This window comes from Lutimonas sp. (assembly GCF_051011215.1).
Taxonomy (GTDB): domain Bacteria; phylum Bacteroidota; class Bacteroidia; order Flavobacteriales; family Flavobacteriaceae; genus Lutimonas.
Window position 1 is genome coordinate 12,704 of the sequence record NZ_JBPCUJ010000040.1, and the last position, 17,367, is coordinate 30,070.

Below are 17,367 nucleotides of genomic sequence, written 5' to 3' on the forward strand. Positions count from 1 at the left end.
AAAAAAATCGATACACACTTTAATTTGATTACAATGTTCTAATCTAATTGTGGTCCGGCAGCAACGAGTGCTTTTCCTTCTTCATTATCTGTGTATTTTTCGAAGTTTTTTGCGAATAAACCAGCTAATTTTTTAGCTTTTTTATCCCATTCTGCTGCATCTTCGTACGTATCTCTAGGATCTAAAATTTCATCGTGTACATCTTCTAAAGAAGTAGGAACTTCTAAATTAAATACAGGGATTATTTTAGTTTCAGCTCTGTCAACAGAACCGTCTAAAATTCTATCGATAATTCCTCTTGTATCCTGGATAGAAATTCTTTTTCCTGTACCATTCCAACCAGTATTTACCAAATAAGCTTCAGCGCCATGTTCTTCCATTTTTTTCACTAGTTCTTCACCATATTTTGTTGGGTGTAAGGTTAAGAAGGCTTCACCAAAACAAGCTGAAAACGTAGGAGTCGGTTCTGTAACACCTCTTTCAGTACCAGCTAATTTAGCTGTAAATCCTGATAGGAAGTGATATTTAGTTTGCTCTGGAGTCAACTTGGATACTGGAGGCATTACTCCAAAAGCATCTGCTGTTAAGAATATAACTTTATTTGCGTGACCCGCTTTAGAAACTGGTTTTACAATATTGTCAATATGATAAATAGGGTAAGAAACTCTTGTGTTTTGAGTTACTGATCCATCAGTAAAATCAATCTTTCCACTTTCGTCAACAGTAACATTTTCAAGTAAAGCATCTCTTTTAATGGCATCATAGATGTCTGGTTCAGCTTCATGACATAAGTCAATAGTTTTGGCATAACATCCACCTTCAAAGTTAAAGACACCTTCATCGTCCCAACCGTGTTCATCATCACCGATTAAGGCTCTGTTTGGATCTGTAGAAAGGGTTGTTTTACCAGTTCCTGATAATCCGAAGAAAATAGCAGTTTTACCGTCTTTACCAACATTAGCAGAACAGTGCATAGAAGAAATTCCTCTTTGAGGTAAGAAATAGTTCATCATTGCGAACATTCCTTTTTTCATTTCACCACCATACCAGGTTCCACCGATTATTTGCATTTGCTCGGTAAGATTAAACATCGTAAACACTTCAGAATTTAAACCATGTTTTTTCCAATTGTCATTTTGAGTTTCAGAACCATTCATCACTACGAAATCTGGATCTCCAAAAGTTTCTAATTCTTCAGAAGTAGGTCTGATAAACATGTTTGTAACAAAATGAGCCTGCCAAGGAACTTCTACAATAAATCTAATTTTTAATCTAGTGTCTTCATTGGCACCGCAAAAAGCATCAACTACATATAATTTTTTACCGGATAATTCATCAAGAACTAATTCTTTCAATTCATCCCAAACGGCTTGAGTTGTTGGTTTGTTGTCATTTGGTGCTTGTTCAGAAGTCCACCACAATGTATCTTTTGTTGCATCATCCTTAACAATAAACTTATCTTTTGGAGAACGACCTGTAAATTTACCTGTCATTACGTTTACAGCACCTAATTCGGTATCGTAAGCTTTTTCATATCCTTCTAAAGAAGGTGACATTTCATACTTATATAATTCATCGTATGATGGATTGTAAATAATTTCTTTAGGATTCTTTATTCCTAAATCTTCAAGTGAGCTAATTACTGATTTTGTTAGAACTTCCATAAGTCAAAATTTAAGTGTTAATTGTTTTTGATTTCTTCAACAAATTTACGGATTAACGTTACTTCGCTTTTATGATTTTTGTCATGGTTCACATGCTTATTTACGATAACGTTTTCGTTGTGATGGCGAAAATTTGATCTCTTAAAATTAATGAGAATTAAGTGAGGAACAAAACCTAATTACTATTAATTATTAATAGAAAGGCTAAATTGTGAGTGATTCAGTTCTTTTCTTAAATTGATGAATAATCCATGTCTATTGAAAAAAACTTATGAAGATAATCGGTTAAATACAGAGATCTGTTTAATTTTTAGAAGTGGATCTGAAAAAAGAAAGACCAGTTATTAACCATCCCAGAATAAAGAATAAGCCTCCAAGAGGGGTAATGAACCATATTTGTCTTGCTTCAACCACACTGGTGGTTATGATAAAAATGGAACCTGAGAAAAAGAGAATCCCTAAAAAAAAGAATCCGGAAACAATCAGCTTGGTTTTTTCAGATAAGCCATTGGCATTGGCAATTAAAAGCAATGCTAAAACGTGATACATCATATATCTAACACCGGTTTCAAAACTTTGAAGCGCTTCTGGATCCAATTTTTCTTTGAGGGAATGCGCTCCGAAAGCCCCTATAATAACTGTTATAAGTCCTAAGAAGGCTGCTGTACCCGAAATTTTAGTATTCATGTAACTATTTTATGGATAGGGCAAATTTAACGAATAAACCACATTTTTGCGGCAAATCGGAAGGTTTTAATTGAGGTGAATAAGAAATAATTATTCGAAAAAAATAGGCACTGGGAAAGAAGGCGTATTCCCAATTTTAATTACATTTGAATAAACTAGACATCGCATATGAGACGAATTTTAATTGTTGGAGCCGGGAGGTCTTCTTCAGCCCTTGTAAGGTATCTTTTGGAAAAATCTTTTTCGGAAAATTTAAAGATTATTATTGCAGACATTTCCATTGAAAATGCGAAAAAATTAACCCAGGGACATGAGAATGCCAGCATCGTTGAACTTGATATTTTTGATGTTGAAAAGAGAAAAGCGTTGGTGAAGGATGCAGCTATTGTTATTTCAATGCTTCCAGCGAGGTTTCATCTGGAAATCGCCAAGGATTGTCTGGAACTGTCTAAGCATTTGGTGACGGCTTCTTATATTTCCAAGGATCTGATGGCTATGGATGCCGAGGTGAAGGAGAAAGGACTTGTCTTTATGAATGAAATTGGTCTTGATCCTGGAATTGATCATATGAGCGCCATGCAGGTCATTGATCGGATTAAAGATAATGGAGGAAAGATGTTGCTTTTTGAATCCTTTACAGGTGGTTTAGTAGCGCCTGAAAGCGATAATAACCTGTGGAATTATAAATTCACCTGGAACCCCAGGAATGTCGTTGTTGCGGGGCAAGGAGGTGTCGCTAAATTTATTCAGGAAGGCAAGTACAAATATATTCCCTACCATAAATTGTTTAGAAGGACTGAATTTTTATCCATTGAAGGCTATGGGAAATTTGAAGCATTGGCCAACAGAGATTCCCTGAATTATAAAGAAGTGTACGGCCTTCAGGATGTCCTTACCTTATACAGAGGAACTATTCGAAGGGTTGGTTTTTCCAGGGCATGGAATATTTTTGTGCAGTTGGGAATGACCGATGACAGTTATACCATGGAAGGATCGGAATCTATGAGTTACAGAGATTTTACCAATTCATTCCTGCCCTATAAACCTCATGATTCAGTGGAATTGAAACTTCGTCATTATCTTAAAATAGATCAGGATGATGTTATTTGGGATAAATTGCTCGAATTGGATATATTCAATTCAGAAAAAATTGTCGGACTTAGAGATGCTACACCAGCTCAGATCCTTCAAAAAATTCTAATGGATAAATGGACCTTGCAGAAGGAAGATAAGGATATGATCGTGATGTATCATAAATTTGGATTTGAACTGGATGGCAGAAAAAGGCAGATCGAATCGAATATGGTTGTGTTAGGAGAAGATCAAACCTATACTGCCATGGCGAAAACGGTAGGCTTACCTGTTGCGATTGCTTCTTTAAGTATTTTGAATGGTGACATAAAAAGTCCTGGAGTTCAACTTCCAATCAGCAAAGAAGTATACGAACCAATTTTAAAGGAATTAGAAAATTACAAGCTACATTTCAATGAGAAAGAGGTTGATTATTTGGGTTATAATCCGCATAATTTAGGAGCTTAATAGCCTTCTTTTATTGGAGATTTCGGTTTGCAGAAAAGTTGTAACTTGAATTTCTAATCAATAACCTAACTATTTTGCTATGAATTCTATCACTGGAATCATTCTGGCGATTTCTTTATTTATCATCATGACCGGAATGGGTTTGTCTTTGACAATTTTTGATTTTAAAAGAGTCGTACAGTATCCTAAGGCCATTATTATTGGACTATGCAGCCAGTTGCTCTTGTTACCAATAATTGGGTTTTGTATCGCTTATTTTTTCGATTTGTCATCTGTAATCGCTATTGGGATCATGCTTATTGCCTCATGTCCCGGAGGAGCTACATCAAATATGATCAGTTATCTGGCAAAAGGAGATCTGGCTTTATCGGTATCACTCACAGCTATTGCAAGTCTGCTTTCCTTTTTGACAATTCCATTTATTATGAATATCGGATTTGATGTTTTTTTAGATGAATCACAAGCGATGAAATTAGATTTTATGGCAACTTTGAAACAGTTGTTTGTGATTATCATTATTCCGGTTTTAATTGGGATGTTTATCAATAGAAAGTATCCAGAATTTGCCTTTAAGGTTGAAAAGCCGGTAAAAAAAGCCTCGATGGTGCTGTTTATCCTTGTGGTGGTTGGGGTTACTTACAGCAATAGAAATGAATTTGTAGCCTATTTTTCTCAAGCTGGCTGGCCGTCTATTTTGCTGAATATTTCTACCATGCTGGCTGGATATCTACTGGCAATTATCTTCAGGTTGCCAAGAAATCAAGCGGTTACTATTTCGATCGAATCGGGAATACAAAATGGAACGCTGGCTATTACAATTGCCACCTTGATTCTTCAAAAGCCTGAATACACGATCGTTCCTCTGACCTATGGCTTGTTGATGTTCTTTACGGCAGCGGTCATCATTGCTTTTAGAAAACGTGCCAAAGAATCAGAAATCATAACTTCAGATAAAAATCTTTGACAAGATTTTTATAATGTTCAGCATATACATGACGGCTGTGTTCCAAAAAGAAAGAATCTTCCTTTGGGGTAATTTGGCTATGAGACAATTGAATAAGGCTCCTTTTTAACTCGGTATCCTCATGACCGCTGTACCTGCTAATCTTGGCAGGGAATAAGTCCCGTTTTTTCGCTGTTCCAAGAAATTGAGCCTCTTCTTTAAAAGGAATGATCACGGCAGCCGTTCCCTTATCGGATAATAGTTCCTTTATACCTGATAAAAGATCTTCAAAATTCAATTCCTGGGTATGGCGTGCCATGGCTCTTTTCTCATCCAGTTTTTTGAAAGTATCGTTGTAAAATGGAGGGTTGCTAACGATCAAGTCATATTTTTCATCCATTTCTTCAGCAAATTCCTGTAAAGAAGCATGGTAGCAAAAGAGTCGGTCGGCCCAGTCGCTGTTTTCAAAATTTTCGACAGCCTGTTCAAATGCATTCGGTTCTATTTCAATGGCGTCAATGATTTCAACTTCACTTCGTTGTGCGAGCTGAAGAGCGATGAGGCCTGTTCCAGTTCCAATGTCCAATATAGAATTGACATTGTTTTCTATGGGTGTCCATGCGCCAAGTAAAACGCCATCAGTACCGACCTTCATGCCACAACGATCTTGCTCAATTTTAAATTCTTTGAATGTAAATGTTGAACTTGGCATCTTGTTATTCTCGGTTCATATCTATTAATCCTTCAGGTGTTTTTACAATCACCTTTTTGTTTTTTCGATCGATTTTTTCTATAAAATCGTCTACCATAGGGATGAGGATGTCATCGGAATCGGTCTTAATAACAAACAGGGGTTGGGAGGATGAATCATTGATTGAATCAATTGTTCCAATAGTGCCGAAATGGACGTCTTCAAGTATAAAGCCTGTAATTTCGTGGTAATAGAACTGATCCCCTTCTAATTTAGGCAACAAGTTTAAAGGTAAATAAGCGTCTTTTTTTAAGATCTTATCAGCCTCCTGTTCGGAATAAACTTCTTCGAATTGAATGCGGAGCTGGTTTCCTTTTTGAAATAAACTTTTTTCAATAAAATAAGGCACCATGTTATTGCCAAAATCTATCAGGATGGCTTCCAGGTTTTCATATATTTCCGGTTCATCAGTATCTAATTTCAATACTACTTCACCTTTAAAACTGTACTTCTTCGCAATTTTACCGAGATAAAAACAATCCTCTTTTTTCATTTCTTAGGAAATTCAAATCAAACAAATGTAAAATAAAAAAACCTGATACATTCATATCAGGTTTTTTTGTAAACGTTGAAAAATTTTTATTTTTCTTCTTCTTTTGCTTGTTCAGCTGCCTCATCAATAGTTTGAGGAGTATCATCTTCCACTGCTTCTTCTGCTTTCGCTGCCGCCTCAGCTGCTGCTTTTGCATCCGCTTCTGCTTTGATTGCTTCGTTCTCAGCTTCTTCAGCTGCTGCTTTACGATTTGCATTCACTGCTTTCTCAGCTTCTAAAATAGCTGTTTTTGCATCTTCTTCAGCCTTGGCAAGTTTCCCTTCTTTTGCAGAAACTTTTGACGCCTTTTCTTCTAACCAAGCTTGGTATTTAGATTCAGCTTGTTCCTCTGTTAAGGCACCTTTTTTAACACCTCCTACCAGGTGGTTTTTCAAAAGAGCTCCTTTATAAGAAAGAATTGCTCTGGCCGTATCAGTTGGTTGTGCACCATTCTGAAGCCATTTTACAGCTCCGTCCACATCTAAATCGATGGTTGCCGGATTTGTGTTTGGATTGTAAGTTCCTAATTTTTCCAAAGATCTACCATCTCTTTTTGAACGTGAGTCTGCTGCTACGATCCAATAAAATGGTTTTCCTTTTCTACCGTGTCTTTGTAGTCTAATTTTTACTGACATACTTTTTTAAATTTTTAGGTTCTCGACCTAAGTTATTAATATATTAATGCTACTTTCTCGAAGTAGGGCGCAAAAATAGTAAATATTATTGAATGCACGATAAAAAATAAGATTATTATTATGCTCTTACTCAGGGCCTCTGCTAAAAAATAAAGCTATTAACATTTGATGGGTATTGTTGATAAAAATACCTGTTTCAAGGATTCATAGCATGGACTAAATACTTACTTTTAGCCTTTGATATCTTCACAAAACAGATTGCCGCATGTATTTGATTTTTGACACTGAAACTACAGGTTTACCTAAGAACTGGAATGCGCCCATAACCGATGTGGATAACTGGCCGAGATGTGTTCAGATTGCCTGGCAGTTGCACGATGCAATGGGAAAAATGATCTCTCATGAAGATTATCTGATCATTCCCGAAAATTATAAGGTTCCTTATGATGCGGAACAGATTCATGGAATTTCAACAGAGCTGGCCATTGATCAGGGAAAACCTCTTACTGAGGTACTGAATTTATTTAATGAGGCCCTCTCACAAACCAAATTTGTGGTTGGTCAAAATTTGAATTTTGATTTGAATATTATGGGTGCTGAATTTCACAGAGCTCAGCTTTCTTCTTCCTTAAATGAATTACCAGTTCTGGACACCTGTACGGAGAAGACAGCGCTCTTATGTGAAATACCCGGAGGGCGTTATGGCAAGTTTAAATTGCCTACACTTACCGAATTGCATGAAAAGTTGTTCAATCAGCCCTTTGGGGAAGCACATAATGCCACGGCTGATGTGGAGGCAACGACTCGTTGTTTTCTTGAATTAATTCGAAATGGAAATTACACCTATGAAGAATTACAGGTAGACAGTTCATATTTTGTTGATTTTACAACGAATAATCCCCAAGCGTTTGAACCTGCCGGATTAAAACACCTCAATTTAAAAAAGGAAAGTGATAAGATAAAGAATAAGAATAAAGCCTCAGCCGTCTCGGGTCCAACCATGAGTACTGAGGTGAAGGAAGCCTTTGAGAATGCCTCATTTGCCCACCTGCATAACCATTCTCAATATTCTATTTTACAATCAACCTCCAGTGTTGCAGGACTGGTAAAATCCGCTATTGAAAATAAGATGCCGGCTATTGCCCTGACCGATACGGGAAATATGATGGGAGCCTTTGTTTTTGTGAAGGAGGTATTAAAGCACAACAAAGAAGCGGAAAACCCGATCACACCGATCGTTGGCTGTGAATTCAACGTATGCGAAAATCATCTTGATAAATCTGTTAAGGATAATGGTTATCAGGTTGTTTTATTGGCAAAGAATAAAAATGGGTACCACAATTTGGCTAAACTGGCATCAGCCGCTTTTATTGATGGCTTTTATTATGTTCCAAGAATTGATAAAAAGCTCATTGAGAAGTACAAGGAAGATGTTATTGTATTGAGTGGTGGCGTCAATGGTGAAATACCTAATAAAATACTTAATATTGGAGAGCATCAGGCTGAGGAAGCCCTGCTTTGGTGGAAGCAAACCTTTGGCAGTGACTTTTACCTTGAATTAAGTGATCATCAGCAGGAGAATGAGAAACACATCAATGATATCGTCATAGGTTTTGCCCAAAAGCACGATGTAAAACTAATCGCCACCAATAATACCTTCTATCTGAAAAAAACAGATTCTGTAGCCCATGATATTTTACTTTGCGTAAAAGATGGTGAGAAAATTGCCACTCCCAAGGGGAGAGGACGGGGATTTAGGTATGGATTGCCGAATGATGAGTATTTTTTTAAGGGACAGGATGAAATGAAGGAATTATTCCGACATGTTCCTGAGTCCATTATCAATATTCAAGAAGTCATCGACAAGGTTGAGGTATTCGATTTGGCCAGAGATGTATTGCTGCCCAAGTTTGATATGCCCGAACAGTTTTATGATAAACTGGACGAAGAAGACGGTGGAAAAAGAGGGGAAAATGCCTATTTAAGGCATTTGACCTATGAGGGAGCAAAAGAACGGTATCCGGAAATTACAGATGATATTAAAGAAAGGCTTGATTTCGAGTTGATGATTATTGAAAAAACCGGCTACCCGGGGTATTTTTTAATTGTTGAAGATTTTATCAATGAAGCCAGAAAGATGGGAGTGTCTGTAGGGCCCGGAAGGGGTTCGGCAGCAGGTTCTGCCGTGGCATATTGTTTAGCGATTACCAATATAGACCCTATAAAGTACGATTTGCTATTTGAGCGTTTTTTAAATCCAGACAGGGTGTCTCTTCCTGATATCGATATTGATTTTGACGATGAAGGGAGACAAAGTGTTATTGATTATGTGATCGATAAGTACGGTTCGAATCAGGTGGCGCAGATAATTACGTATGGTACTATGGCGGCCAAATCCTCCATTAGAGATACGGCAAGAGTGCTAGACCTGCCGTTGCCCGATGCGGACCGCATTGCTAAACTCATACCGGGTCTTAAACTGAATAATATTTTTGGTACAGATGCCAAGAGTATTTCCAAAGTCAAAGGACTTCGAAGCGAGGAGAAAGCGAATGTGGACGAACTCAAAAGCATGGCAGAAGGTAATGGGATGGAGGCAGAGACCATTAATCAGGCTTTAATGCTTGAAGGATCTGTAAGGAATACCGGAACACATGCCTGTGGAGTGATTATTACGCCTGAAGATATTACCAATCTGATTCCAGTGGCTACAGCCAAAGGGACAGACATGTACGTGACTCAGTTTGACAATGGGGTTGTGGAAGATGCTGGTTTGTTGAAAATGGACTTCCTGGGATTGAAAACCCTTACCCTGATCAAGGATACTGTAAAAATTGTAAAAGCATTGCATGGTGTAGACTTGGTTCCGGATGAATTCCCTCTAGACGATATAAAAACATATGAATTGTTTCAAAGAGGAGAAACCATAGGTATATTTCAGTATGAATCTCCTGGGATGCAAAAGCATATGAAGTCGTTAAAGCCGACAGAATTTGCCGATTTGATTGCCATGAATGCCTTGTACCGACCAGGACCGATGGAATATATACCATCATTTATTGATCGAAAACACGGCAGGGAAGAAATAGAATATGACCTTCCTGATATGGAAGGGTACCTGAAAGAAACATATGGTATTACAGTGTATCAGGAGCAGGTGATGCTCTTGTCTCAAAAATTGGCTGATTTTACGAAAGGTCAGGCAGATATGCTGAGAAAGGCCATGGGAAAAAAGATCTTTGCCTTGCTGGAAAAATTAAAGCCTTTGTTTATTGAAGGTGGTAAAAAGAACAATCATCCGGAGGAAACTTTGGAGAAAATCTGGAAAGACTGGGAGGCATTCGCCGCCTATGCTTTTAACAAATCCCATTCTACCTGTTATGCTTTTATTGCCTATCAGACGGCGTATTTAAAAGCGCATTATCCTGCAGAGTATATGGCTTCGGTATTGAGTAACAATATGAATGATATCAAGCAGGTTTCGTTTTTTATGGAAGAGTGCAAAAGATCAGGAATTGAGGTGCTCGGACCTGATGTCAATGAATCCTATTATAAATTTTCTGTGAATAAACAGGGTGCGATTAGATTTGGAATGGGAGCAATCAGAGGTGTTGGGCAAGGTGCTGTGAAAGCCTTTGTCAACGAGCGTAAAGAAAACGGAAATTTCAGATCGATATTTGATGTAACCAAACGCGTGGATTTAAGAGCTGCCAATAAAAAGGCCTTTGATGGCATGGTGCTGGCAGGCGGTTTTGACTCGTTTCAAACAGCCAACAGGTCGCAGTATTTTGCGTTGGATGAGAAAGGACTGACATTTATTGAAAAAGCAATTCGATTTGGAAATAAATTTCAGGAAAGTAAGAATTCTGCACAGGTGTCTTTATTTGGTGAAGCATCGGAAGTTCAATTTGACGAGCCCATTATTCCTCCTTGTGAGCCCTGGAATGTGATGGAGAAATTGTCTAAGGAAAAAGAGATGATCGGTATTTATATTTCGGGCCACCCATTGGACGATTTTAAAACTGAGATTCAATATTTCTGCAATGCAAAAGTAGACAGTCTTCAAAATATAAATCAGCTTGAAGGTATGGAATTGTCTTTTGCAGGAATCATAACTGATGTGCAGCATCGAGTGAGCAAAAATGGAAAACCCTGGGGCATGTTTACATTTGAAGATTACAGCGATGCTTATGAATTCAGACTTTTTAATGAGGATTATTTAAAGTTCAGACATTATTTGATTCCCAATACATTCTTATTCCTCAAAACCGTCATGAGGAGGGCCTGGCAAAACGGAGATGTTCGTGTGGTGATTACAGCAATCCAGCAACTGCAGGATGTACTCGGTAAGATGGCGAAGAAGATCACCTTAAATTTACCGATTGAGAAAATTGATGAAACTACTGTTGAGGTTCTTGATCAGGTGTTTAAAAATCATCCGGGAAGTCAGCATCTTAATTTTATGATCATCGACAGGAAAGAAAAGTTAAAGTTGAATATGCCCAGTAGAAATTCCAAAATTAATATCACCAAAGAGTTAATTGATGAATTGAATGAAAAGGAATGGAGCTTTAAGTTGAATTAAATCCTATTGATTCATAAATTCAGCAAGGAGTCTGTGAAAGTGATGTACTCCTTTTTCTCTTTTCGGAGAAAACCGGCCTGCCTTATAAAAAGAGGATTGTATTCCCTTGTGAACATTTTCAACAACAAACTCGTCTTCCCGTTCTACTTTGTCCAGTGCCTGACCGGCGCCGTGTTCTAATTTTTCCGGGTAGAGGACATAGCTGATAAAAGAAACTTTGGTTCTGTTAATTCCAATGGGTTTAACAATATTAAGCGACAGTCCCCAAGGATAAAAATTAAACATTAGATTAGGGAAGACCCAAAAATAGTAGGCCGCTACGTTTTTTCCATAATCGATATGCCCTTCAGGTAAATCGAAGGTGTCTGTGGCATCATTTGTATACCCGATCTGAAGATTGCAGTACCTGTAAATCTCTGTGGTATAACTACCGTAATCCAAGACCTTATTTAAATCTTCATGTACAAATGGAACATGAAATCCTTCCAGGTAATTGTCACAATACAAGGCCCAGTGGGCATGAACAAGGTAATCTTTGGATAATGAGCTGTCCAGTTTTAAGTCATTTATCGGTAAAAACCCGATCCTTTCATTGATAACGTCGAGAACTTCCTTAAAGTCAAATGTTGGTTCCAAGCCTGCAAATAATAAGGGTCCCCATTGACGTAAGGGGAATTTGTGTAAATCGTCACAGGCTCTAGGGAAATCTTGGGCTTCTTTAAATTCAGGCATGTGTTCAAATTTGCCGGACAGATCAAATCGCCTGCCATGGTACATGCATGTTAGCTTTTTAAATTTCCCACTGCCCGGAACAACGAGATTCGCTCTATGAGTGCAGACATTGCTTAAGCAATGAATTCCATCATGTTCGTCTTTAGTTAATAACAAAGGTTCTGTAAGGTAGTTGTCAAGCAGCACAAAAGGATGGGCTGATTTTGGCAATTGAACCAACGCTTCATCCCCTGCAAAATGCCAGGAGTGTAGAAATATTTTTTCTTTGATCTGTTCAAAAGTCGCATCACTTTTGTAAAATGATGATGGAAGGGTATTTGCTTTTGTGATATCGGAATCCACAATAAATTTATGATTCATAGCTACTTGGCATTAAAGATCTGGAAAGGTCTAAATTAATAAATAAAATGCGATATAAACAAGCCGCCACATTTGTTGCTCATTGGGTTTCAATTTTATATTTTAACTCCCTGAAATAAAACTATGAAAATAACAAGCCACTCAGATTGTTTAAAAATTAAATCGGTAATGATTAAGCCGGTTGCCTCCGCGTTTATATCGCAGGAATTTATATCGAAACAGTGGAAGGCACTAAACTACCTGGATGTACCTGATTTGAAAGCCGCTGTAAAAGAGTATGAGGTATTAGAATCACTTTTGGAGGAAGAAGGTGCAGACTTATTGCGATTATCAGAAGATGCTTCATTAAGTTTGGATTCGGTCTATTGTCGGGATGCCTCAATTGCTACAGATTTTGGGATGATTATTTGCAATATGGGCAAGGAGCAACGTCTTTTAGAACCTCGGGTTCAAAAGGAGTTTTTTAAACAAAATGAGATACCGGTTTTTGGAGAAATAAGTAGTCCTGGAACACTGGAAGGAGGAGATGTGGCCTGGCTCGATCAAAACACGTTGGCGGTAGGACATACTTACAGAACAAACAAGGAAGGCATAGATCAGCTAAAAGCCCTTTTAGAACCTAAAGGTGTTGAAGTAATGGTAGTGCCATTGCCGCATTATAAAGGGGTGAATGATGTGTTTCATTTGATGTCTATTTTTAGTCCGGTGGCTCCGAAACTTGCGGTGGTTTATTCTCCCCTGATGCCAATTTCTTTTAGAAACGAATTGTTGGATAGAGGGTTTGAGTTTGTGGAAGTACCAGATGAAGAATTCGAATCTATGGGATGCAATGTGTTGGCTATCTCTCCCGAAAAATGTATCATGGTGGATGGCAATCCTGTCACTAAAAAAAGACTGATCGAAAAAGGGTGTAAGGTAAAAACATATAAAGGAAAGCATATTAGTGTTATGGGAGGAGGGGGCCCAACATGTTTGACCCGTCCTTTCCAACGAATGACAACTTAACGTCTTACTTAAAATTTCGGTAAAAAAGACTGTTTGAATTTAAAGGATAATAGCGAATTCAACCGTATTAAATTTGTATTTTTACCCCTATAATTTCATCAAATGAACATACATTTTATATCAATTGGAGGCAGTGCTATGCATAATTTGGCATTGGCGCTTCAGGCAAAAGGAGATACCATTACCGGTAGTGATGATGCTATTTTTGAACCTTCAAAGTCGCGATTGAAAGCGAAAGGCTTGTTGCCTGAAGCGATGGGCTGGTTCCCCGAAAAAATACATGAAGGCATCGATGCGATTATATTAGGCATGCATGCAAAAGCAGATAACCCTGAATTGATCAAAGCTCAGGAGTTAGGCATTACTATTTATTCTTACCCGGAGTTCTTATATGAGCATGCCAAGAATAAGACAAGAGTTGTCATAGGAGGTTCTCATGGAAAAACGACCATTACATCGATGATATTACACGTTTTGAAGTATCACAGTGTTGAGGTTGATTTTATGGTTGGGGCTCAGTTAGATGGTTTTGACAGAATGGTGCATTTAACCGATGAGAATGAAGTAATTATTCTCGAAGGAGACGAATACCTTTCTTCTCCCATAGACCTGAGACCGAAGTTTCATTTGTACAAGGCTAACATTGCACTGTTAAGTGGTATAGCATGGGATCATATCAATGTTTTTCCGACGTTTGAAAATTATGTGGAACAGTTCAGTCAGTTTGTGAATACCATGGTAAAAGGAGGGATGATGGTGTATAATGAAGAAGATGAGGTTGTAAAAAGAGTGGTGGAGGAAACTTCAAATCAAATTAAAAAGTATAGCTATAAAACACCGGCTTATACTATTGAGAATGGCACAACGATTCTGGATACCGCTGAAGGGGAAATTCCATTGGAGGTTTTTGGAAAACATAATTTGCAAAACTTAGAAGGAGCACGCGCTATTTGTTTTCATTTGGGTATTGGTGAAGAAGAATTTTATGAAGCGATTGCTGATTTTACAGGGGCAAGCAAAAGACTTGAGAAGATCGTTGAAAATGATAAAACAGTTATTTATAAAGATTTTGCCCATTCACCGTCAAAAGTTCAGGCAACTACAAAGGCCGTACGCGAGCAGTATCCTAACCGAAAATTATTGGCTTGCTTAGAGCTGCATACCTATAGCAGCTTGAATGAAGATTTTTTAAAGGAATATGAGGGTAGTCTCGAAGGCGCTGATGAGGCCGTTGTATTCTATTCTCCTCATGCTGTTCAGATCAAACGTTTAAAGGAAGTTAGTGAAACTCAGATTGCCGAAGCGTTTAAGCGAGACGACCTTATCATTTTTACGGAACCAAAGGCTTTTAAAGATTATTTGTTTCAGCAAAAATTAGAGGATACAGCCCTTCTGCTAATGAGTTCCGGGAATTATGGGGGACTTGATTTTCAAGAATTAAAGCAATTGATCTGATCTATTCTTTGTAGCCAAATCTTTTTAATTGGTTGTTATTACTCCTCCAGTTTTTGTTGACTTTTACATAGAGGTCAAGGAATATTTTTTTGCCAAAGAACTTTTCAAGATCTTTTCTGGCTTCCATACCTACTCTCTTAAGAGCCGAACCTTTATGACCTATAATAATTCCTTTCTGAGTATCTCTTTCCACCATGATCACAGATCGAATACGAATTAATTTTCCTTCCTCCTTAAATTCTTCAGTTTCAATTTCGACGGCATAAGGAATTTCTTTTTTGTAATGCATCAGGATTTTTTCCCGAATGGTTTCATTCACAAAAAAACGTTCGGGTTTGTCTGTAAGCTGATCTTTAGGATAGAAAGGTGGAGATTCCGGAAGTAATTCAACAATCCTGTTCATCACTGTTGGAATATTAAAATTCTCCAGGGCAGAGATAGGGTGAATTTCTGCATTAGGAACGGTTTCTTTCCAGTATGCCACTTGCTGTTCAAGTAATTCCTGTGAAGATCGATCTATTTTATTCAATAAAAGTAAAACGGGGATTTTCACCTGCTTGATTTTAGTAAAGAATGCTTCGTTTTTTAAATCTTTTTCTCCGGTTTCTACCATATAGATGATAATGTCTGCATCTTCAAAGGCTGTTTTTACAAAATCCATCATCGATTCCTGCAGCTCATAAGCAGGTTTAATAATGCCCGGGGTATCTGAGAAAACAACTTGATAGTTCTCTTCGTTTACGATACCTAAAATTCGATGTCTGGTGGTTTGCGCCTTAGAAGTAATGATAGATAATTTCTCTCCTATCAACACATTCATAAGGGTCGATTTACCCACATTTGGGTTTCCTATGATATTTACAAATCCTGCCTTGTGTTTCATCTTTACATTGAATTGAGTTGCAAAGGTAGGAGGTTTTATTTGTATCGAAGATAGAATTAAGAAATTATGAAAACTTACACCATTGTAAAACCGAGTATCAAATAGAGAATGGTTGTGATAATGCCCCCTAAGAGAGCATAAGGGAGTTGCGTTCTTACATGATCAATATGGTCACTTGCTGATGCCATGGACGAAATGATCGAGGTGTCAGAAATGGGTGAGCAGTGATCTCCAAAGATACCGCCACCTAAGGTCGCAGCTATAATAAGGGTTAGTTCAGCCCCGTGGATATTCGCCATAGGAATAGATATTGCCAGCATAATAGCAAACGTACCCCAGGAGGTGCCGGTAGAAAAAGCAATGAATGAACTGATGACAAAAACGATGGCAGGTAAAAATTCTGGTGAAAGCCATTCCTTGGACCAATTGGCCACGTATTGGCCGGTACCTAGTTGGTTGCAGGCATCTCCAATGGCAAAAGCCAATAACATTAAAAGTGCCAGGGGCATTAATTCACTGATTCCTTTTAAAATCAGATCCACCATTTCCTTTAACTTCATGATGCCTTGTGCCCTGTATAAAACCATGGCAACCATAATCGACGTTATTACTGCATATAATACAGAAGATGATCCCGAACCATTTCCAATTGCCTGAGACACATGGTTCCAGAATGAACTGGAATTCTCCACCTCAGACCATCCTGTGTAAGCCAGATTGATTGGCATCATGAGGACCATGGTCAATAAAGGGATGACCATATTATAGGATTTTGCCTTAATGCCTTCTTTAGGCGCATAGGATGTTATAACTTCTGAAATCATGGGTTTTGATCCCTCATCCATTAATAGGCCCGTAGTTTGAGTTCGCTTTTCGGCTTTCTTCATCGGACCGAGATCTTTTTTACTTACAATTACGGTGAAAAGAATAATCAGGGCTAATATTGGGTAAAAATTATAAGCGATAGAAGATAGCATCACACTAAAGGGTTTATCAATATCCTGTGTAAGCAATAGCCCCATAATAAAGGCACCCCAAGCATTGAATGGGATCAGAATAGAAGTAGGTGCAGAACTCGAATCCGCTATGTATGCCAGTTTTTCTCTGGGAATTTTTAATTTGTCAAAAACAGGTCTGTACAGCGTTCCGACCGTGAGGGAACTTATACTGGTTTCTACAAAAAGAACCACCCCGGTTAGCATGGCTAAAAGCTGAATGATGACCCTGCTATATCCTGTGTGCTTCTTTTCGAAATACTGAATTAACTTGTTTAATTGGTTTACAAATCCTTCCACCCCTCTTGAATATTGAATGAACAATAACAAGGCGCCTACAAGTGCGCTAAACATGATGGTTCTAGTATTGCCTTCAGATTTAAAAACATTGACCATTCCTTCGATGGTTGCTAAAGTGCCATCTAAAAAATTCCAATCGCTCATGATGAGCCATGAGAACCAAATACCAAAAACCAAAGCAACATATACTTGTTTGGTTCTAAGGGCTAAAACAATGGCAATTACCGGGGGAAGAACGGATAAGAAACCGTAGTCGTTCATATCTAAAAAGAGTTTTGGGTAAATATAGGAAAACTATGAT

At 38.0% G+C, this 17,367-nt stretch carries 13 protein-coding genes; 5 read left to right on the top strand and 8 right to left on the bottom strand.

What is annotated here, in order from left to right; translation table 11 throughout:
* Positions 1-38: 38 nt before the first annotated feature.
* Together pckA and ACR2MV_RS04310 are read right to left on the bottom strand one after the other, a co-directional pair.
* Positions 39-1,664 (bottom strand): phosphoenolpyruvate carboxykinase (ATP), encoded by a 1,626-nt coding sequence (pckA, locus tag ACR2MV_RS04305; RefSeq protein ID WP_434020669.1) that lies wholly within the window; start codon positions 1,662-1,664, stop codon positions 39-41.
* Positions 1,665-1,967: 303 nt separating this feature from the next.
* The gene (locus ACR2MV_RS04310) at positions 1,968-2,351 is read right to left on the bottom strand and encodes a DUF423 domain-containing protein (protein WP_434020670.1); all 384 of its coding nucleotides are present in this window, start codon (positions 2,349-2,351) and stop codon (positions 1,968-1,970) included.
* Between the two features lie 168 nt (positions 2,352-2,519).
* Between ACR2MV_RS04310 and ACR2MV_RS04315 the strand changes: the two genes are divergently transcribed.
* Both ACR2MV_RS04315 and ACR2MV_RS04320 read left to right on the top strand, forming a co-directional pair.
* Positions 2,520-3,890 (top strand): saccharopine dehydrogenase family protein, encoded by a 1,371-nt coding sequence (locus ACR2MV_RS04315; RefSeq protein ID WP_434020671.1) that lies wholly within the window; start codon positions 2,520-2,522, stop codon positions 3,888-3,890.
* Between the two features lie 79 nt (positions 3,891-3,969).
* Positions 3,970-4,854, top strand: coding sequence for a bile acid:sodium symporter family protein (locus ACR2MV_RS04320; RefSeq protein ID WP_434020672.1), 885 nt, complete (start codon positions 3,970-3,972; stop codon positions 4,852-4,854).
* On the opposite strand, the gene ACR2MV_RS04325 is transcribed toward ACR2MV_RS04320, so the two are convergent.
* The 3 genes from ACR2MV_RS04325 to ACR2MV_RS04335 all read right to left on the bottom strand — a co-directional run bounded on the left by ACR2MV_RS04325 (position 4,829) and on the right by ACR2MV_RS04335 (position 6,751).
* Entirely contained in the window at positions 4,829-5,545 is a 717-nt protein-coding gene (locus ACR2MV_RS04325) for a tRNA1(Val) (adenine(37)-N6)-methyltransferase (RefSeq protein WP_434020673.1), read from the bottom strand. The genes ACR2MV_RS04320 and ACR2MV_RS04325 overlap by 26 nt on opposite strands.
* 4 nt (positions 5,546-5,549) lie before the next feature.
* Complete coding sequence (gene rimM, locus ACR2MV_RS04330; RefSeq protein WP_434020674.1) at positions 5,550-6,077, bottom strand: ribosome maturation factor RimM; 528 nt, start codon at positions 6,075-6,077, stop codon at positions 5,550-5,552.
* Between the two features lie 86 nt (positions 6,078-6,163).
* On the bottom strand, positions 6,164-6,751 hold the full coding sequence (locus ACR2MV_RS04335) for a 30S ribosomal protein S16 (RefSeq protein WP_434020675.1): 588 nt from the start codon (positions 6,749-6,751) through the stop codon (positions 6,164-6,166).
* Between the two features lie 265 nt (positions 6,752-7,016).
* Here ACR2MV_RS04335 and dnaE point away from each other — a divergent pair, with 265 nt between their 5' ends.
* Positions 7,017-11,336 carry a DNA polymerase III subunit alpha gene (dnaE, locus tag ACR2MV_RS04340; RefSeq protein ID WP_434020676.1) on the top strand — a complete coding sequence of 1,440 codons (4,320 nt, stop codon included), beginning with the start codon at positions 7,017-7,019 and terminating at the stop codon, positions 11,334-11,336.
* Between the two features lie 3 nt (positions 11,337-11,339).
* On the opposite strand, the gene ACR2MV_RS04345 is transcribed toward dnaE, so the two are convergent.
* The gene (locus ACR2MV_RS04345) at positions 11,340-12,428 is read right to left on the bottom strand and encodes an aromatic ring-hydroxylating oxygenase subunit alpha (RefSeq protein WP_434020677.1); all 1,089 of its coding nucleotides are present in this window, start codon (positions 12,426-12,428) and stop codon (positions 11,340-11,342) included.
* 123 nt (positions 12,429-12,551) lie between these two features.
* Here ACR2MV_RS04345 and ACR2MV_RS04350 point away from each other — a divergent pair, with 123 nt between their 5' ends.
* Both ACR2MV_RS04350 and ACR2MV_RS04355 read left to right on the top strand, forming a co-directional pair.
* Entirely contained in the window at positions 12,552-13,433 is an 882-nt protein-coding gene (locus ACR2MV_RS04350; RefSeq protein WP_434020678.1) for a dimethylarginine dimethylaminohydrolase family protein, read from the top strand.
* A 102-nt stretch (positions 13,434-13,535) separates the two neighbouring features.
* Entirely contained in the window at positions 13,536-14,888 is a 1,353-nt protein-coding gene (locus ACR2MV_RS04355) for a UDP-N-acetylmuramate--L-alanine ligase (protein ID WP_434020679.1), read from the top strand.
* Position 14,889: 1 nt separating this feature from the next.
* Here ACR2MV_RS04355 and era read toward each other — a convergent pair whose 3' ends face one another.
* Together era and ACR2MV_RS04365 are read right to left on the bottom strand one after the other, a co-directional pair.
* Positions 14,890-15,771, bottom strand: coding sequence for a GTPase Era (era, locus tag ACR2MV_RS04360; RefSeq protein ID WP_434020680.1), 882 nt, complete (start codon positions 15,769-15,771; stop codon positions 14,890-14,892).
* Positions 15,772-15,845: 74 nt separating this feature from the next.
* Positions 15,846-17,327, bottom strand: coding sequence for a Na+/H+ antiporter NhaC family protein (locus ACR2MV_RS04365; protein ID WP_434020681.1), 1,482 nt, complete (start codon positions 17,325-17,327; stop codon positions 15,846-15,848).
* Positions 17,328-17,367 lie beyond the last annotated feature (40 nt).